Annotated in this window: 16 protein-coding genes; 8 read left to right on the top strand and 8 right to left on the bottom strand. The window is 56.6% G+C overall.

Going from position 1 to position 19,582, the window contains the following annotated elements; all coding sequences use genetic code 11:
- Positions 1-31: 31 nt before the first annotated feature.
- The 8 genes from tldD to csrD form a co-directional block, all read right to left on the bottom strand.
- Complete coding sequence (tldD, locus tag ABLV78_RS02395; protein ID WP_015369467.1) at positions 32-1,477, bottom strand: metalloprotease TldD; 1,446 nt, start codon at positions 1,475-1,477, stop codon at positions 32-34.
- Positions 1,478-1,591: 114 nt separating this feature from the next.
- The gene (gene yhdP, locus ABLV78_RS02390; protein WP_047047140.1) at positions 1,592-5,389 is read right to left on the bottom strand and encodes an AsmA2 domain-containing protein YhdP; all 3,798 of its coding nucleotides are present in this window, start codon (positions 5,387-5,389) and stop codon (positions 1,592-1,594) included.
- Positions 5,390-5,478: 89 nt separating this feature from the next.
- Positions 5,479-6,948 (bottom strand): ribonuclease G, encoded by a 1,470-nt coding sequence (rng, locus tag ABLV78_RS02385; RefSeq protein ID WP_015369465.1) that lies wholly within the window; start codon positions 6,946-6,948, stop codon positions 5,479-5,481.
- 2 nt (positions 6,949-6,950) lie between these two features.
- A complete protein-coding gene (locus tag ABLV78_RS02380; RefSeq protein WP_015369464.1) occupies positions 6,951-7,532 on the bottom strand; it encodes a Maf family protein in 582 nt (193 codons plus the stop codon).
- Positions 7,533-7,540: 8 nt separating this feature from the next.
- Positions 7,541-8,029 carry a rod shape-determining protein MreD gene (gene mreD, locus ABLV78_RS02375; RefSeq protein ID WP_015369463.1) on the bottom strand — a complete coding sequence of 163 codons (489 nt, stop codon included), beginning with the start codon at positions 8,027-8,029 and terminating at the stop codon, positions 7,541-7,543.
- Entirely contained in the window at positions 8,029-9,027 is a 999-nt protein-coding gene (gene mreC, locus ABLV78_RS02370) for a rod shape-determining protein MreC (protein WP_015369462.1), read from the bottom strand. The genes mreD and mreC overlap by 1 nt, the downstream gene beginning before the upstream one ends.
- Positions 9,028-9,097: 70 nt before the next feature.
- A complete protein-coding gene (mreB, locus tag ABLV78_RS02365) occupies positions 9,098-10,141 on the bottom strand; it encodes a rod shape-determining protein MreB (protein ID WP_002918653.1) in 1,044 nt (347 codons plus the stop codon).
- A 300-nt stretch (positions 10,142-10,441) separates the two neighbouring features.
- On the bottom strand, positions 10,442-12,382 hold the full coding sequence (gene csrD, locus ABLV78_RS02360) for an RNase E specificity factor CsrD (RefSeq protein WP_015369461.1): 1,941 nt from the start codon (positions 12,380-12,382) through the stop codon (positions 10,442-10,444).
- 214 nt (positions 12,383-12,596) lie between these two features.
- On the opposite strand from csrD, the gene acuI reads away from it, so the two are divergent.
- From acuI to panF, 8 genes are all read left to right on the top strand, one after another.
- Positions 12,597-13,571, top strand: a complete 975-nt coding sequence (gene acuI, locus ABLV78_RS02355; RefSeq protein ID WP_047047136.1) for an acrylyl-CoA reductase (NADPH) — start codon at positions 12,597-12,599, stop codon at positions 13,569-13,571.
- Positions 13,572-13,648: 77 nt separating this feature from the next.
- Positions 13,649-14,650, top strand: coding sequence for a protein-methionine-sulfoxide reductase catalytic subunit MsrP (msrP, locus tag ABLV78_RS02350; RefSeq protein ID WP_045397237.1), 1,002 nt, complete (start codon positions 13,649-13,651; stop codon positions 14,648-14,650).
- Complete coding sequence (gene msrQ / locus ABLV78_RS02345; RefSeq protein ID WP_047047133.1) at positions 14,650-15,249, top strand: protein-methionine-sulfoxide reductase heme-binding subunit MsrQ; 600 nt, start codon at positions 14,650-14,652, stop codon at positions 15,247-15,249. The genes msrP and msrQ overlap by 1 nt, the downstream gene beginning before the upstream one ends.
- Before the next feature lie 233 nt (positions 15,250-15,482).
- Positions 15,483-15,935: a type II 3-dehydroquinate dehydratase gene (aroQ, locus tag ABLV78_RS02340; protein ID WP_015369457.1), complete on the top strand. Its 453-nt coding sequence runs from the start codon at positions 15,483-15,485 to the stop codon at positions 15,933-15,935.
- Between the two features lie 22 nt (positions 15,936-15,957).
- On the top strand, positions 15,958-16,419 hold the full coding sequence (gene accB / locus ABLV78_RS02335; protein ID WP_015369456.1) for an acetyl-CoA carboxylase biotin carboxyl carrier protein: 462 nt from the start codon (positions 15,958-15,960) through the stop codon (positions 16,417-16,419).
- A 10-nt stretch (positions 16,420-16,429) separates the two neighbouring features.
- The gene (gene accC, locus ABLV78_RS02330) at positions 16,430-17,779 is read left to right on the top strand and encodes an acetyl-CoA carboxylase biotin carboxylase subunit (RefSeq protein ID WP_015369455.1); all 1,350 of its coding nucleotides are present in this window, start codon (positions 16,430-16,432) and stop codon (positions 17,777-17,779) included.
- Between the two features lie 110 nt (positions 17,780-17,889).
- Positions 17,890-18,132 (top strand): YhdT family protein, encoded by a 243-nt coding sequence (locus ABLV78_RS02325; RefSeq protein WP_047047129.1) that lies wholly within the window; start codon positions 17,890-17,892, stop codon positions 18,130-18,132.
- Complete coding sequence (gene panF / locus ABLV78_RS02320) at positions 18,122-19,573, top strand: sodium/pantothenate symporter (protein WP_045397242.1); 1,452 nt, start codon at positions 18,122-18,124, stop codon at positions 19,571-19,573. The genes ABLV78_RS02325 and panF overlap by 11 nt, the downstream gene beginning before the upstream one ends.
- Positions 19,574-19,582 lie beyond the last annotated feature (9 nt).

Raw genomic sequence — 19,582 nt, 5'->3', positions numbered from 1 at the left:
AGCGGCACCGCGCCGCCGGGACCAGCCGTTATCAGGCGGTGCCGCCAACGGTAAGGTTGTCGACTTTCAGCGTCGGCTGGCCGACGCCGACCGGCACGCTCTGCCCTTCTTTACCGCACACGCCAACGCCGCTATCCAGCTTCAGGTCGTTACCAACCATAGAAATCTGCTGCATCGCTTCGATACCGGAACCGATTAGCGTCGCGCCTTTGACTGCCTTGGTCACTTTACCTTTTTCAATCAGATAGGCTTCCGAGGTCGAGAAGACAAATTTACCGGAGGTAATGTCCACCTGACCGCCGCCAAAGTTCGGCGCATAGATACCGTAATCGACCGATTCGATAATCTCCTGCGGCGTCGACTTCCCTGCCAGCATATAGGTGTTGGTCATCCGCGGCATCGGCAGATGCGCATAAGATTCGCGGCGACCATTACCGGTCGGCGCGACGCCCATCAGACGCGCGTTGAGCTTATCCTGCATATAACCTTTCAGGACGCCGTTTTCGATAAGCACGTTGTATTGACCCGGCGTACCTTCGTCATCAATCGCGACCGAACCACGGCGATCGGCCATGGTGCCGTCATCCACGACGGTGCACAGTTCAGAGGCGACTAATTCGCCCATGTGACCGCTGAAGACCGAGGTGCCGCGACGGTTAAAGTCACCTTCCAGGCCGTGGCCGACGGCTTCATGCAGCAGCACGCCAGGCCAGCCCGCGCCAAGCACCACCGGCAGCATACCGGCTGGCGCCGCAACCGCGGACAGATTGACTAATGCCATACGTACCGCTTCACGCGCCCAGACATCCGCCCGTACGTCGCCATCCAGCGGCGCGAGGAAATAATCATAGCCAAACCGTCCTCCGCCGCCACTGGCGCCGCGCTCGCGTTTGCCGTCTTCCTCCACCAGCACGCTCACGGAGAGACGAACCAGCGGACGGACATCAGCGGCCAGCGTCCCGTCCGTTGCCGCTACCAGGATAAGCTCGTAGACGCCGCTCAGACTGGCGGAAACTTCCTGCACGCGCTTATCGGCGGCACGCGCCACCTTATCGACGCGGCGCAGAATATCCAGTTTCTCTTCGCGGCTCATGCTCTGCAGCGGATCGACGCTGGTATAGAGAGAGCTGTACTCCACCGCGCCGAGCGTCTGCACTTTGCCGTCGCCATGGTCGCGGACGATAGTACGCGCCGCCTGCGCGCTCTGCTCAAGCGCCAGTTTGCTGATTTGGTCCGCATAGGCAAAACCAGTTTTCTCGCCGCTTACCGCCCGGACGCCTACGCCCTGGTCAATATTGTACGACCCATCTTTAATGATGCTGTCTTCCAGAACCCAGGATTCGTGATAGCTCGACTGAAAATAAAGATCGCCGTAATCGAGACGGCGCTCAGCCAGTTGGCCAAGAATGGCAAACAGGTCCTGATGATTCAGGCCATTTGCCGACAGTAATTGTTCACTTACCAGGTTCAAACTCATCGTTACGCTACTCGTTTGTTGCCGCCTGACACAGGGGAATGCCATGCGGCGAAAAAGATGACGGGGAGAAAATGCCCTCTATTGAGAGTGCGATAATTCCCCGTACTCGTCAAATCATTGCTTTTTGTTGCTGCGCGCCTGGCGCAGCACTTCGTTGATTTCCGGCTGATCGATTGGACCCGTAATGCGATAGCGCAGAATCGACACTTTGTTCCACAGCGGCCCAAGCACCTTGCTGGCGGCAAAAACCGCCGCGCCGACGATCGGGTTGACAGCGAATGCCGCCGCTACGCCGACGGTCGCCGATATTTCCGGCGCCACCACCGCTTGTAAATCTAAACGACGACGCACCAGATCGACCGAACCTTTCATCGCGATGTCGGCTTCAAGGCCATCCACCAGCGTATCATCCGTATTCAATACGCCGTCTTTAATCCATGCCGTACTGCGAATCGAATCAAACCAGAAGCCTTCCTGGAAGGTGTCGCTGAAATCGAAGCGTAGCTTACGCAGCAGCGCGTCAACGCTCAATAGCCGTAACAGCTGACCGGCATGACCGGTGCTCAGGTCAGTAAACTCGCCTTTGCCGAGGCGGCTTTTGAGGATCCCGTTCAGCGAAGCGACATCAGGCTGCCATGGCGGCGCGCGCCAGTGCAGATCGTAATCGACATCAAACGACGAGCCTTTTACCGGCGTCGAAACGCCAAAGAAGTTCACGAAGTCATCCGTTTTATTACCGTGCAGCTTGCCTTTCAGCGAGGTACGCACGCCGCCGGGCGCATTCACCCAGACGCCATCGGTAGTGAGCCGGCCAAAGCCGGTATCCACCAGGCCATTACTGAGGGTGAGCGTATCGCCCTTGATATCGAAGTCACCGTCGATTCGCCCATATTTTTGCCCCCACAGCCAGCACTCTTTACAGCGCAGCTGTAAATCAGGCCAGCCGCGGAAATCCAGACGGGTATCAGCCAGCGGGCCGCTCTCTTTTTTCGCCGTGCCGTTGTTATCGCTGGAAGGGTTGTAATAGAGATAGCGAATAGCCGCCAGCCAGGGCGCGTTCTTATGCATCGTCAACGTAGCGTTGATTTCGCGCCCCTGCGCCTCCACCTTCGAGCCGCTACCGTCAGGCTGGGAGACCAGACTGACGTTATTCCAGTTTTGCCCGGCGAACGCCAGCGACGGTGTACGAAGCGTCACGCGCTCAGGGAAAGCCATATTACTGCTCACTTCGTTGACGGCCCCCCGCTGGAACAACGCCAGCCATTGCGCGCCATCCATCGCCGGCATGTTCAGCTCGACGCCTGATGCTTCAGGCAGCGAAGGAATCGCTTTGCTGTCGGAGGTCAGAATCGCCCGGTCGAGCGTCAGCTTATTATTCAGTAACCAGCGGCTATTGACGTGGTTCTTGCTGCCGATGTTGCCGGTCAGATCGAAGCTGTTTAAGCCACCGGTCACGTTGATTTTCACCGGCAACGGTTCGCCCGCCGATTTATTCACCGGCGCAGGTAAGTGACTACTCACATTTTTCAGATCGCCGTTGATATCGACTTTGTAGCTCGCGCTACCGTGATACGGTAACTCAATGGCCACTTTGCCATCCCAGGGGACGCTGCCGCTGAGTTCATCATTGACCGCTTTCGGCAGCAGGCCGGTACGCGTCGGCTGCCAGTTAGCGTTCATGCCGACGTCAACGAGGAAGGCTTTCGCCCCTTCAGTAGTGGTGAAATTGAGGTTCAGCGGTTGATTAAACCAGGTCGCGCTTAGCGGCCCGCTTTTTAAATCTCCGTTCTCAAAGCTGAACTGACCATTGAGGTTCTTCAGCGTCGCGTCAATCGGCTTGATAAACAGATCGTTATTTTTCAGCCGCACATCGCCTTTGGCGGTGGTCATCTCGCCATCGAGCGGGATAGCAAGATGTAAGCGAGCGCTCACATTACCATCCAGCTGCAGTTCATCCAGCGCCGAGCCGAGCGAATCCTTCAGCGGGGTCTGTTTGAAATAAGGGCCGACCTCTTTGCCCGGTCCGTTAACATCGGCATCAATAAACAGTTTTTCATGGGAATAGTCGGGGATCACCGCGTCAAGGTTGCTGGCGGTGACGTTGCCCAGCATCGCTTTATCCGCCTTCATCCATAGGCCGTTATTAACGAAGTTAAGATTGATATCCAGGCCGGTCAGCGCTGGCCAGTCCGGCTGGAAGGCGAAGGTTGCATTCTTCAGCGGTACCGAGACCTGGAATTGGCCTTCGTTATGCTCATAAGGGAACAGATGCGGGTTGCCGCCGTAAACCAGGGTGGCATTGCTGGCCTGGCCACCCTTAATTGCGCCGCTCAGGTAATCCACCAGCGCTTTGCCCATCAGGTTTTCCGGGAAATAACGCCACGCCTGGCCGCCATCGTTGGTACTGATACCCGCCAGGATGCCTAACCACGGCTCATCGCCTTCCGGCTGCAGATAGCGGAAGCCGCCGCGCGCGCGAACGCCGGTAGCCTGTACATCGATATCGCGGCCATCCAACATAAAGCCCTTGCTGTTCTTCTCCCAGCTCAGAGTCGCATCGCCCTGGGCTATCTCCAGCGGCGCGCGAAAGACCGTTTCATAGGGCATTTTCGCCTGGGTCATATGCGCGCGCAGTTCGCCGTTTTCAACGCTGCCGCTCAGGCTGCCGGAAAAGTGCTCGGCCCCCGGCAGCAGCTTCCACTGCTTCCACGCCAGATCGCTCCAGTCGGCCTGGAAACGGGTCTTTTCCGTTGCCTGCAGCGGGATATCCAATGCCAACAGGTTGATTTTGCCGCTCGGCTGGGTAGTTCGCCACACTTCGCCAAAGCTCGGCGCCAGCTTATCGGCCATCGGCTGCAGACCGGTCAAGCCGCCAAGCTCGAGATTGCTGGCGCGGATGCGCAGCTCATCGCTACGCTGATTGTTATTACCACCCACTTCCTGCGCCGGGATCCACGCCATCGCCAGCGCGCCGCGCGGCCAGGCTTTACCGTCTATCGAGATCCGCGTGTCGGGGATATGAAATGCCCAACTTTGATTTTCGCGTGTGATATGCGCCGTCAGGTTATCCACCGACAGCTGATGCAGATGCTTGTCACCCTGCCAGCTGGCGCCGCCTTTTTTCAGCCACACATCGCCGCTGGCGACATCGCCTTTATCGATGGTCATCCAGCCTTCGAGACTAAAGCGCGCGCTCTGCAGGGCGATGTTGTCCTGCATCCAGCGCCCGAGCCAGGGTTTAACGTCGATGTCGTCGGCCTGTAACCAGAGGCGCCCCTTATTGAGCAGGCCGTTCTCGTCACGTAAATCCATCCGCACCTGCATGACGCCGTGCTGGCCGGTGAGGCTCGAAAGGCTCAGTTGCCCCTCGGCGCGGTGGCGGTTTTTACCGTTAAGCCAGGTAAGCTGCGGGATCGCCAGCTCCGCGCGCTGACCGGAAATCGTCAGGAAGCTCAAATGGCTATCGCGGAGAATAAAGTGGTCAAACTGACGCAGGAACAGATCGCTGATGCGGTCGGTCTTCAGGCTGGCGCCGTCGTCGTTGGTCTGGATGGGGGTATTGGTGTGGATTTGCAGCTGCCAGAAGGTCAGGTCGCGGAACTGCCAGCGCATATGTAGCAGGCTTTGCCAGACGTCGAGCGCAAGGGTAACCCGTTTGATCGTCATTTCGCCACCGTCTTTCAAGGTGGCTTTAATATCGCGAACGTCCAGCGTCGGGCCGAAGTTTTCCCAGTTGGCGTTGATCTGCGAGGCATCGACCGCCACCCCGGATACCGCGGTAATTTTCTCCAGCAGTTGGGGACGCCAGTTATTTAGCTGCGGCAATGCCAGACGCAGGCCGCTCACCAGCAGCGCAACAATCACCACCACGGTTGCCACGGTGAGCAGTAATATCCCGGGCCATCGCCTCAACGCATCTCTCCTTGTCAGCCTGTTACGCCTCATCCTTCAGCCCGCCTGTTTACCGCCCCCGACGCCATCGGGAACGACGGGCTGAATGATTACATCATTACCACATCGAACTGCTCTTGATTATAGAGCGGCTCAATTTGCACTTTGACCTGCTTGCCGACAAAGATTTCGACTTCCGCCAGCGCGTGGGACTCTTCCCCTTTCAGAGCTTCCGCGACGGCAGGTGAAGCATAGACCAGGAAGCGGTCTGAGTCATACGCATGATGCACACGGACTATCTCGCGCATGATCTCATAACAGACCGTTTCGACCGACTTTACCGTGCCGCGCCCATGACAGGTAGGACACTCGTTACACAGCACATGTTCCACGCTTTCGCGGGTGCGCTTGCGGGTCATCTCGACCAGCCCCAGCTGCGAGAAGCCGTTAATGCTGGTTTTCACCCGATCTTTACTCAGCGCCTGCTCCAGCGAGTGCAGTACCCGACGACGATGATCTTCATTATTCATATCGATAAAATCAATGATGATAATGCCGCCCAGGTTACGCAGACGCAGCTGACGCGCGATGGCCTGCGTGGCTTCAATATTAGTATTGAAGATAGTATCGTCGAGATTGCGGTGGCCAACGAACGCCCCGGTGTTGATATCGATGGTGGTCATCGCTTCGGTCTGATCGATGATCAGATAGCCACCTGATTTCAGCTCGACTTTACGCTCCAGCGCGCGCTGGATTTCGTTCTCAACGTCAAAGAGATCGAAAATCGGCTGGCGGCCGCTGTAATGTTCCAGCTTGCTGGTCATTTCCGGGATGTATTCCGCGGTGAACTCCAGCAGCGCCTCGTAGGTCAGGCGCGAATCCACGCGAATGCGGTCAAGCTGAGCATCGGCGAAATCGCGCAGCACGCGCTGGGCCAGCGCCAGCTCGCCGTACATCTGATAGCGGGTCTGGTTACGCTTTTTGCGTTCCATCACTTTGGTCCAGACGCGCTTAAGGTAGGCCGCGTCCGCCGCCATCTCTTGCTCATGCACGCCTTCCGCCGCGGTGCGGATAATAAACCCGCCCTGCTCGTCGCAATATTCGGTGACCACGCTTTTCAGGCGTTCGCGCTCGGCCTCGCTTTCAATACGCTGCGATACGCCGACGTGCGAAGCGCCGGGCATAAAGACTAAATAGCGGGAAGGTATCGTAATGTCGGTGGTCAGACGCGCGCCTTTGGTGCCCAACGGGTCTTTCACCACCTGCACCATCAGGTCCTGGCCCTGACGCACCAGTTCGGAAATATCGCGAACGGTAAACTGCTTCTGCTCTTCACCCGCCACGCACTCGGTGTGCGGCATGATATCGGAAGCATGCAGGAAGGCGGCCTTATCCAGGCCAATATCTACAAAAGCCGCCTGCATTCCAGGCAACACACGACTGACACGACCTTTGTAGATATTGCCTACGATTCCGCGCCGCGCTTCTCTCTCAATATGAATTTCCTGCAGGATCCCGCCATCGATATACGCGACGCGCGTCTCGGATGGCGTTACGTTAACTAATAATTCAGCCGTCATCTTTATCCCTTTTCTTCACGCAGTGAGTTAAAGTTACTCAGCAACTCATACGTTTCCACCAGCGGTAAGCCGACTACGGCGTGATAGCTGCCATTTATCTTCCTGACAAAACAACCACCCAACCCTTGAATACCGTATGCGCCTGCTTTATCTAAAGGTTCGCCGCTGGCTACGTAGGTAGCGATATCCTGCTCGGAGAGCAGACGGAAGGTCACTTCCGTCACCACCAGACAATCCAGCGTTTGCTGCTTATCTGCCAACGCCACCGCGGTCATCACCTGGTGGGTTTTTCCGGAAAGCATGCGAAGCATTTCTGCGGCGTGCCCGGCATCGCGCGGTTTTTCCAGCACTTCGCCGTTAAGAATGACAATCGTATCCGCTCCCAACACCGGCAGATCGCGCGGCGCCATAGCCACGCCAGCCAGCGCTTTTTCACGCGCCAGACGCGCAACATAATGCGCAGCACTCTCCTGCGGGCCGCGCCGTTCCTCAATACCCGGAACCAGGCGTTCGAAAGAGAGGCCAAGCTGAGTTAACAGTTCCTGCCGACGCGGGGAACCAGAAGCCAGATACAGAGTTGTCATATCAACCTTTATTGAACCGCAAATTGCTGACGCACTTTACGCATTAGCAGGAATAGCCACGGCCAGAGCACACCGTTTACTACACTACTCCAGAACACTTCCGGACGGAAAGAGACATTGATCACTAAAAACTCTGCCCAGAAAACAATGATATCAACGGCAAGAGACAACAGCATGACCACCAGCGCCTGTTGCCAGAGCGCCAGATTACGGAACAGCTGATATTTTAAAGCGACCAGATAGGCAACGATACTTAACGACAGCGCGCGTACGCCAAGGGTCGAACCGCTGATGAGGTCGAGAATCGCCCCCATCACAAAGCCGGTACCGACGTTAACCCGATGCGGCAGCGCCAGGATCCAGTACAGCAGAATCAACAACACCCAGTTTGGCCGGAAGACGGTGATGTCCTGCGGCCAGGGCATAATCTGCAGCAATAGCGCAATAAGAAACGAGAGCCAGATAACCCAGCGTCCCTGGCTACGATAACTTGCCACTATTGCCCCCCTGCTGGCAGAGGTTGCGCGGACGGCGGCGGCGTCAGGCCCGTCGCCGGCGCCGGCATCTGCGGCCCCATCGCATCAGGCGCAGGCAGCACCTGCGGCATCATTTGCATCAGGCGTTCATTGGCAACGCGGTGAACCTCTTCCGGGGTCATTGGGTTGGCGCCGTTACGATCGGCGCCCCACAGCAGCAGCAGATAGCGTAAACGCTGCAGCCCGGCAGTCGGACGAGCCTGGATTACCGTGTAAGCACGCTGAGTATCCAGACGTACCGAGGAGACCACCCCAACCGGATACCCTTCCGGGAAGCGTCCGCCGAGCCCGGAAGTCACCAGCACATCGCCGACGCGAATATCGGTATTCGCCGGCAGATGTTCAAGCTGTAAATCATCAGTGCAGCCGTTGCCGGCGGCAATCACGCGGATATCGTTACGCAGTACCTGAATCGGCAAGGCATGGGTCGCATCGCAAATCAGCAGCACGCGGCTGGTCATTTTCGCTACCGCCACCACCTGACCGACAACGCCCTTGTCGCTGATAACCGGCTGGCCTTCATAAACGCCGTTAACGCTGCCCTTGTCGATAACGACCTGATCGCTGTAGGGGTCGTTAACCGTCGAGATAACCTGAGTTACCATCTTCTGCTCGTCCTGACGCAGCGGCGAGCCTAGCAGTTCACGCAGGCGGGCATTTTCTTGTTTGTATTGGCCAAGCATCAGCAGATCGCTGTTTTTCAGCAATAACTCCTGACGCAGCGCGCGGTTTTCCAGTTCGAGCTGATCGCGGGTCGCCAGCGATTGCGATACGCTGTCGAGCAGTTCCCGGGGACCATTTGAGATAAAGTAGAAAGGACTGACGGCAGTATCCATGTACGTTCGAATCTGGCTGAACGTACCCAGGCGGCTGTCGGCGATAATGACGCCAAGCGCCACCAAAACCGCCAGAATAAGGCGAATCTGTAGCGACGGGCCACGGCTAAAAATTGGCTTCATAGGCTATGCGTATTCTCGTGTCAGTAAAGACCAGAGGCAGCCCTTAAGCTGCCCCAGACCTTCAGGCTGACTACTCTTCGCTGAACAAGTCGCCGCCGTGCATATCGATCATTTCCAGCGCCTTACCGCCGCCACGAGCGACGCAGGTCAGTGGATCTTCTGCAACTACGACAGGGATCCCTGTCTCTTCCATTAACAGACGGTCAAGGTTGCGCAGCAGCGCACCGCCGCCGGTCAGGACCATACCGCGCTCGGAGATATCGGATGCCAGCTCCGGCGGGCACTGCTCCAGCGCGACCATAACGGCGCTGACGATGCCGGTCAGCGGCTCCTGCAACGCTTCGAGGATTTCGTTGGAATTCAGGGTGAAGCCGCGTGGAACGCCTTCAGCCAGGTTACGGCCGCGCACTTCGATTTCGCGTACTTCATCACCCGGGTAAGCGGAACCGATTTCGTGTTTGATACGCTCAGCGGTCGCTTCGCCGATCAGGGAACCGTAGTTACGACGCACGTAATTGATCACGGCTTCATCGAAACGGTCGCCGCCGATACGTACGGAAGAAGAGTAGACCACGCCGTTCAGGGAGATAACCGCGACTTCGGTAGTACCGCCGCCGATATCAACAACCATAGAACCGGTCGCTTCAGAAACCGGTAAGCCTGCGCCGATCGCGGCCGCCATCGGCTCTTCGATCAGGAAAACTTCACGGGCGCCAGCACCCTGCGCGGATTCGCGGATAGCACGACGCTCAACCTGGGTCGCGCCAACCGGCACGCACACCAGCACACGCGGGCTCGGGCGCATAAAGCTGTTGCTATGCACCTGTTTAATAAAGTGTTGCAGCATCTTTTCAGTCACGAAGAAGTCGGCGATAACGCCGTCTTTCATCGGGCGAATCGCCGCGATGTTGCCCGGCGTACGGCCCAGCATCTGCTTCGCTTCATGACCTACAGCGGCAACGCTTTTCGGCGAACCGGCACGATCCTGACGAATGGCCACAACGGAAGGCTCATTCAATACGATGCCTTGTCCTTTTACATAAATAAGGGTATTCGCGGTACCCAGGTCAATGGACAGGTCATTGGAAAACATGCCACGAAATTTTTTTAACATACTAAGGGATAATCCTGAAAGCTGGGGCGGAAAACAAAATCCGCTTACTTTACCAACCACACGCAGCAGCGACAAGGCGCAAAAATCATCTGCTACGGTGAAAATTAGTGCAGTTCATTTCCTTTGTTACAAACATTTACGAAGTCCCTTCGGCGCTGAATAAATCAGCTGCGCTCCGTGCTCTGTTTGTACCTGTCAAAGGTCAGTCTTGCGTAAGTTGCGACATTCCGGCGGGTAGACAAGCACACCCCCTTTACTATGGCGCGCGTTATTCTACGTGAAATCACGCCAAACGGCAGATCAAACAGAGTATCTTTGCGAATATTTTTTCACATTTGTGTCAAGTGGCTGTGAGGCGGCAAAAAATTCCCCCTGCCCGCCGGTCACGCCGCATTGCGACAGCACCTGCCACTCGCTGCGACTGCGTACTCCCGTCGCAAAAACCTGTACCGGCATCCCTTTACAGGCCTCCACCAGACTTTGAACCAGTAACTGGTTCTCGCTGCGTTTTTCAATATTGCGCGATAGCCCTTGATGCAGCTTGATCACTTCCACGTCCAGCTGCTTGATCCAACTGGTGCCAACCAACGTCAACCCGGCCTGAACCACGGCGACGCGAATGCCCAGCGCGTTTATCAACCGCATAACCGGGTGTAAACGGCCGATATATTGACAAACATCCGCCTCTGCAAGTTCAAAAATAATCCGCCGACGTTGTGATTTTTCGCACTGCATCATGGTATCGCGCAGCCAACGCTGGAAACGCGGGCGAATCAGCGACTCCACGGTCACCTGCAGGGCCAGCGTTTGATCAGGCCAATAACTTAATAACGGCAGCAAACGCGTAATCTGTAGGCGATCGTACTCTTCCGCTAAGCCAAACTGCTGCACCATTGGCATATACTCGGCGGCAATCACCTCTTCTTTACCGTCATAGATGCGACACATTAGCTCGCGATGATGTACCCGCCCATCGCGCATGACCGCCGGTTTCTGATACAAGCGCGGGCCGCCGCGGCTAAGCATCTGCTCGATAAGCGTCCGCCAGCGCACGTTGCCGCGCCCTTTCTCCGGCAGTGAATCATCGTAAACCGCCCAGCTATTACTCCCCTGTAGCACGGCGTTGCGGGTAGCCGCTTCGGCGTGTTCCATCACCTGAGAAGTGGACTGGCCGCTGCGGAACGCGCAGATGCCGATATGCATCGTGTCGTCTTTATCCAGCACCCGTGTTGACGGCAGCGCATCCATCGCCTTGAGTAACTGCCCGGCGATACTATCAGCCTCTTTTAAAGTGCGATGCGGCAATAAGACGGCGAAATCGCTACGGTGATAGCGCGCCAGTAGCGAGCCGGGATAGCGCATAATAAAAGTAGACAGCAAATTAATTAGCGTGAAGTAATGCTCTTCCGCCGCCGCCCGTCCCCAGTTGTCGCGCAGCAGATCAAACTCCGGCAGGCGAATCATCATCACGATACCGTGCGCCCCCACCTTTTCCTGATCGTCCAGCAGCGTCGCCAGCTGGTTATCAAAGAACAGGCGGTTATTGAGGCCGGTTTTGGAATCCTGGGCGGCGTAGGATCGAATCAGGGTATCCATGCGGCTGCGCTGATCGCTGGCGAACTGCAGTTCCGAGAGCAGCATATCCAGCGCGCTGCTGGTACTGGCCGGCCATTCATGAACCGAACCGCGCACCTGCGGCCCGCGCTCGCCGCTGAGAATGCGCCGCGCGCGCAGCTCCAGTAGTTCTTGCCCCGCCAGCTGGCGGCGGATCCAGCGAATCGAAAAGAAGATAATCAGCACCATGAAGCCGATGGCGAAGGAGAGCGGCGCGGTGACGTGAAGCGAGCGGAAATAATTGACCATCGGGTCCATGTAGACCAGACGAATCGAAATTCCGGGATGTTTGAGCGAGGGTACCGTCATTTCACGATACTGGTTGTTACTACCCAGCGGACGATAACTGTCGCCGCGGGTATGGCTGTAAAGCGATTTGCCGTTGAGCAGAAAATCAATATGTTCGACTTCTACCGGCGTCAGCAGCTCGTCCATTTGCGGTTCGAGCTTTTCAAAAGAGGTGGTTACCAGGCGGCTGTCCAGCATCGTCGCCACCGCCTGCACGCGATTCTCAACTTTAATCTGAATGCCGTTGTAAAAGCTCAGCGACGCGCCGATGAGCGTGACAAAAATCGTCAGGCTGGTGAGCAGCGTAACAAATGCTGAGAATTTCGTCGTTAATCGCATCCCTGTGTTAACTCCGCGTGTGAATAACTACCCGAAGGGCATTCGGGCCCCTTTTAAGACTTTTGCTTAAGTAAGTACTAACTTTCTGAAGCGACGCATACTACCAAAGCTGGCGTATCTGGCAATTTATTGCGTTACATCCACGTAATAATGCCGTTAGCGAGTATAGTCTGCAGAATAATTTTTCCAATCTTCAAACCGCGAGGAACCACATATGCAGGCTTTAATCTTAGAACAGCAGGATGGCAAAACCCTTTCCTCGGTGCAAAACATCGATGCCAACCTGCTGCCGCCAGGCGATGTGACGGTCGATATTCACTGGTCGAGCCTCAATTATAAAGATGCCCTGGCCATTACCGGCAAAGGAAAAATTATCCGCAACTTTCCGATGATTCCTGGTATCGATTTTGCCGGTACCGTCCATGCCAGCGAAGATCCGCGTTTTCACGTTGGCCAGCAGGTGTTGCTCACCGGTTGGGGCGTGGGAGAAAACCATTGGGGCGGCCTGGCCGAGCGCGCCCGCGTCAAAGGTGAATGGCTGGTGGCCATGCCTGAAGGTCTCGACGGACGCAAAGCGATGACCATCGGTACCGCAGGCTTTACCGCCATGCTATGCGTGATGGCGCTGGAAGACGCCGGCGTGCGACCGCAGGATGGCGAGATCGTCGTAACAGGCGCCAGCGGCGGCGTTGGCAGCACGGCGGTCGCTCTGCTGCATCATCTGGGCTATCAGGTGGCGGCGGTTTCCGGTCGCGAAAGCACCCATGACTTTCTGAAAAGCCTCGGCGCGCAGCGTATTCTGGGCCGCGATGAGTTTACCGAGACCCGGCCGCTGGAAAAACAAATCTGGGCGGGCGCTATCGATACCGTCGGCGATAAAGTACTGGCGAAGGTACTGGCGCAGATGAACTATGGCGGCTGCGTCGCGGCCTGCGGCCTGGCGGGCGGTTTCGCGCTGCCGACCACCGTGATGCCGTTCATCCTACGCAACGTACGCCTGCAGGGCGTCGATTCGGTAATGACCCCGCCTGCGCGCCGCGCCGAAGCCTGGCGCCGGTTGACGCGCGATCTGCCGGAATCTTTTTACGCGCAAAGCGCGACTGAAATCTCCCTTGCCGATGCCCCGGCCTTCGCCGATAAAATCATGAACAACCAGATCCAGGGTCGTACGCTGGTCAAAATCGGCTAATCTGCAATTTTTCGTGACATATTCGCGATCGCGCTCCGCCTCCGTCATGCTTAGGAAAAAGTATGACGGAGGACGCCATGAAAACCAGAAAACTGACGGAAGCCGACGTAACGGCGGAATCGGTATTTAACCTGCAGCGCCGCCAGGTGCTGAAAATGCTCGGTATCGGCGCGACGGCGATGTCGCTCTCAACAAAGGCCCATGCCGACCTGCTCGATTGGTTCAAAGGCCATGACCGCCCGCCGGCGCCCGCCGGAAAGGCCCTCACCTTTGATAAACCCGCAGCATGGCAAAGTAAGCTCGCCCTCACCCCGGAAGATAAAGTCGCCGGCTACAACAACTTCTACGAATTCGGCCTCGATAAAGCCGATCCGGCCGCTAACGCAGGCAGCCTGCGCACTGACCCCTGGACGCTTACCATCGGCGGCGAAGTCGCCAAACCCCTGACGCTCGATCACGACGACCTGACCCGTCGCTTCCCGCTGGAAGAACGAATTTATCGTATGCGCTGCGTGGAGGCCTGGTCGATGGTCGTACCGTGGGTCGGCTTCCCCCTGCATAAACTGCTCTCGCTGGTGGAGCCCACCAGCAACGCCCGCTACGTCGCTTTCAAAACGCTGTATGCGCCGGAACAGATGCCGGGACAAAAAGATCGCTTCATCGGCGGCGGCCTGGCCTATCCCTATGTCGAAGGATTGCGCCTTGATGAAGCGATGCACCCGCTCACGCTGATGACCGTTGGCGTCTACGGGAAAGCGTTGCCGCCGCAAAACGGCGCGCCCATCCGCCTGACCGTGCCGTGGAAGTACGGCTTTAAAGGGATTAAATCGATCGTGAGTATTGAGTTAACCCGCGAGCGGCCGCCGACCACCTGGAATCTGGCGGCGCCGGATGAATACGGTTTCTATGCCAATGTGAACCCGCACGTCGATCATCCGCGCTGGTCGCAGGCCAGCGAGCGGTTCATCGGCGCCGGCGGCGTACTCGACGTAAAACGCCAGCCAACGCTGCTGTTTAATGGCTATGCCGAGGAAGTCGCCTCGCTGTATCGCGGGCTTAACTTACGGGAGAATTTCTAGTGCGTCTGAGCGTTAAACAGATAGGCTGGCTGAAAGTTGTGCTGCATTTAGCCGGTTTTTTACCGCTGGTCTGGCTGTTCTGGGCCGGGCATCAGGGCTACTTCAGCGCCGATCCGGCGAAGGATATCCAGCATTTTACCGGACGGATGGCACTGAAGTTTTTGCTCGCCACCTTGCTTATTACGCCGCTGGCGCGTTACGCTAAACAGCCATTATTGATACGCACCCGTCGTTTATTAGGGTTATGGTGCTTTGCCTGGGCAACGTTGCATCTCACCAGCTATACGCTGCTGGAGCTAGGCATTAACAATCTGGCGTTACTCGGTTCCGAGATAATCAACCGTCCGTATCTCACGCTTGGTTTAATCAGTTGGCTGGTTTTACTGGCGCTGGCGGCGACGTCAACCCAGTACATGCAACGAAAATTAGGCCGTCGTTGGCAAACATTGCACAACTTCGTCTATCTGGTCGCGATCCTCGCCCCTATACATTATCTATGGTCGGTGAAAATTTTATCGCCGCAGCCGCTGATTTATGCCGGGCTGGCAATGGTACTTTTAGCCAGCCGCTATAAGAAGTTTCGCCAGTGGTGGCGCTAATCTCCGGATATGTGCAGTTCCCCGCAGAACGTTTATCAACCGCGACTCTTTTTACGATAGCGGTTGATAATCTTCCCTGATAAGACCAGTATTTAGCTGCCAATTGCTACGAAATCGTTATAATGTGCGACTTTGGTTTTCCTGAAGGGATTTTCGAACCCTGAAAAGGTGACAAGCGCGCATCGAAGGTATATTTTGTTTTTTGCCCGAGATTAGCAGGAGATAGCTGCACAATGGCTGATAAGTTTCGCATTTTGCTTTTGAACGGACCAAACCTTAATATGCTCGGCAGCCGTGAACCCGAGAAGTATGGTTCGCTAACGCTGGCAGAAATTGTTAACCGTTTAACCGCAGAAGCGGAAGCGCTAAACGTGACGCTCGACCACCTGCAATCCAATGCGGAGTTCGCGCTCATCGACCGAATTCATCAGGCTAAAGACTCTGTGGACTATATCCTGATCAATCCGGCCGCGTTTACGCATACCAGCGTGGCCATCCGCGACGCGCTGCTTGCCGTGAGTATCCCGTTTATCGAGATCCACCTGAGCAACGTGCATGCGCGCGAGCCGTTCCGTCACCACTCGTATCTGTCTGATGTCGCCTCGGGCGTTATCTGCGGATTAGGTGCGGACGGCTATTCATACGCTTTACAGACGGCGGTAAAACGCCTGTCACAAACACACTAAACAAAGAGTACGGAACCCACTCATGGATATTCGTAAGATTAAAAAACTGATCGAGCTGGTTGAAGAATCAGGCATCTCCGAACTGGAAATTTCTGAAGGCGAAGAGTCTGTACGCATCAGCCGTGCAGCGCCGGCCGCCAGCTATCCGGTAATGCAGCAAGCTTATGCTGCGCCAATCGCCCAGCCTCAGGCGCCAGCCGCCGCAGCGCCGGCAGCAGCACCTGCCGCTGAAGCGAAAGCGGAAATCAGTGGTCACATCGTACGTTCCCCGATGGTCGGTACTTTCTACCGCACCCCGAGCCCGGACGCGAAAGCCTTTGTGGAAGTCGGTCAGAAAGTTAACGTGGGCGACACCCTGTGCATCGTAGAAGCGATGAAAATGATGAACCAGATCGAAGCCGACAAAGCCGGCGTGGTTAAAGCCATTCTGATCGAAAGCGGCCAACCTGTAGAATTCGACGAGCCGCTGGTTGTCATCGAGTAACGAGGCGAACATGCTGGATAAAATTGTCATCGCTAACCGTGGCGAGATCGCACTGCGCATCCTGCGTGCCTGTAAAGAACTGGGCATCAAGACCGTTGCTGTGCACTCCACCGCGGATCGCGATTTAAAACACGTATTATTAGCGGATGAGACGGTCTGTATCGGCCCGGCTCCGTCCGTAAAAAGCTATCTGAACATCCCGGCTATCATCAGCGCGGCGGAAATCACCGGCGCGGTAGCGATTCACCCGGGTTACGGCTTCCTATCCGAAAACGCTAACTTTGCCGAGCAGGTTGAGCGTTCCGGTTTCATCTTCATCGGCCCGAAAGCCGACACTATCCGCCTGATGGGCGACAAAGTGTCTGCCATCACCGCAATGAAGAAAGCTGGCGTTCCGACCGTTCCAGGTTCTGATGGCCCGCTGGGCGACGACATGGACGCAAACCGCGCGCATGCCAAACGCATCGGCTATCCGGTTATCATCAAAGCCTCCGGCGGCGGCGGCGGTCGCGGTATGCGCGTCGTGCGCAGCGACGCTGAACTGGCGCAATCCATCTCCATGACCAAAGCGGAAGCGAAAGCGGCTTTCAACAACGACATGGTCTACATGGAGAAATACCTGGAAAATCCTCGTCACATCGAGATCCAGGTGCTGGCGGACGGCCAGGGCAACGCTATCTATCTGGCAGAACGCGACTGCTCCATGCAGCGTCGTCACCAGAAAGTCGTCGAAGAAGCGCCGGCGCCGGGCATTACCCCGGAACTGCGTCGCTACATCGGCGAACGTTGCGCGAAAGCCTGTGTGGATATCGGCTATCGCGGAGCGGGTACCTTTGAATTCCTGTTCGAAAACGGCGAGTTCTACTTCATTGAGATGAACACCCGTATTCAGGTAGAACACCCGGTTACCGAAATGATCACCGGCGTCGACCTGATCAAAGAACAGCTGCGCATCGCGGCGGGTCAGCCGCTGTCTATCAAGCAAGAAGAAGTCCAGGTTCGCGGCCATGCGGTAGAATGCCGTATCAACGCCGAAGACCCGAACACCTTCCTGCCGAGCCCGGGTAAAATTACCCGCTTCCACGCGCCGGGCGGTTTTGGCGTGCGCTGGGAGTCTCATATCTACGCCGGTTACACCGTACCGCCGTACTATGACTCAATGATCGGCAAACTGATCTGCTACGGCGAAAGCCGTGATGTGGCGATTGCCCGCATGAAGAACGCGCTGCAGGAACTGATCATCGATGGCATCAAAACCAACGTTGAGCTGCAGATGCGCATTATGAGCGACGAGAACTTCCAGCATGGTGGCACCAATATCCACTATCTGGAGAAAAAACTTGGACTGCAGGAAAAATAATCCTGTACTCGCTGCAAAAGGCCGGATAATCCGGCCTTTTTTCTTTTTCTCTCCCCTCGACTTTTCCATGCGGTACAATCCCCGCTTTCTTCATCCTCAAGGGACAAAAAATGGACAAAAGATTTGTTCAGGCCCATAAAGAAGCGCGCTGGGCGCTGTGGCTGACCCTTCTCTATCTTGCCGCCTGGCTGGCTACGGCCTATCTACCGGGCGTCGGTATTGGCTTTACCGGGCTGCCACACTGGTTCGAACTGGCCTGCCTGCTGGTGCCGCTGCTGTTCGTTCTGCTGTGCTGGGCGATGGTGCGCTTCATCTTCCGCGATATCTCTCTGGAGGATAACGATGCAGCTTGAGATTATCGTGGTGCTGATCGCTTATCTGTTTGTGGTCTTCGGGCTGTCTCTTTACGCGATGCGTAAACGCAGTACCGGGAACTTCCTTAGCGAGTATTTTCTTGGCAGCCGATCGATGGGCGGTTTTGTATTAGCGATGACCCTCACCGCCACCTATATTAGCGCCAGCTCGTTTATCGGCGGTCCCGGCGCCGCCTACAAATATGGACTGGGCTGGGTACTGCTGGCGATGATCCAGGTACCGACGATCTGGCTCTCTCTCGGGATCCTCGGCAAGAAGTTCGCGATCCTGGCGCGCCGCTACAACGCCATTACCCTTAACGATATGCTGCAGGCGCGCTACCAAAGCCGCGCGGTGGTATGGATTGCCAGCGTCAGCCTGTTGGTGGCCTTTGTCGGGGCCATCGCGGTGCAGTTTATTGGCGGCGCGCGCCTGCTGGAAACCGCCGCCGGTATCAAATACGAAACCGGACTACTGATATTTGGCATCACGATCGCGCTCTATACCGCGTTCGGCGGCTTCCGCGCCAGCGTACTCAACGATACCATGCAGGGAATGGTGATGTTGATCGGGACGATCGTCCTGCTGGTTGGCGTAGTGCATGCCGCTGGCGGTCTGCATCAGGCGGTAGATACGCTCCAGCGGATCGACCCGCAGCTGGTGTCGCCTCACGGCGCCGATGATATCCTCACGCCAACCTTTATGACCTCGTTCTGGGTACTGGTCTGTTTCGGCGTCATCGGCTTGCCGCATACCGCCGTGCGCTGTATCTCCTATAAAGACAGCAAGGCCGTGCACCGCGGGATCGTTATTGGCACCATCGTGGTGGCGATTCTGATGTTCGGTATGCATCTCGCCGGCGCGCTTGGCCGCGCCGTCCTGCCGGGCCTCACCGTCCCCGATCAGGTGATCCCGACGTTGATGGTCCAGGTGCTGCCGCCGTGGGCCGCGGGGCTATTTTTAGCGGCGCCGATGGCCGCGATTATGTCTAACGTTAACGCCCATTTACTGCAGGCATCGGCTACGATCATTAAAGATCTGTGGCTCAGCGCTCAGCCTACGAAAAAGCGTAATGAGCAGAAGCTGAAGCGGATCTCAACGATCGCCACCTTAGTGCTCGGCATACTTATGATGCTGGCCGCCTGGCGGCCGCCGGAAATGATTATCTGGCTTAATCTGCTGGCCTTTGGCGGCCTGGAAGCGGTGTTCTTATGGCCGCTGGTGCTGGGTCTCTACTGGGAGCGGGCAAATGCTGCTGGCGCGCTCAGCGCGATGTTAGTGGGCGGCGTACTGTATGCCGTGCTCGCGACGTTTAATATTCAGTACCTGGGCTTCCACCCTATCGTGCCCTCGCTGCTGCTAAGTTTGTTGGCTTTTGTCGTCGGGAACCGTTTCGGTCAGCCCGTACCGCCAGCCCCTATTATGACTACTGATAAATAAAGAGTTTTG

The organism is Klebsiella sp. CN_Kp075, assembly GCF_040065055.2.
Classification (GTDB): domain Bacteria; phylum Pseudomonadota; class Gammaproteobacteria; order Enterobacterales; family Enterobacteriaceae; genus Klebsiella; species Klebsiella aerogenes.
This window is presented reverse-complemented; position numbering and strand designations above follow the sequence as displayed.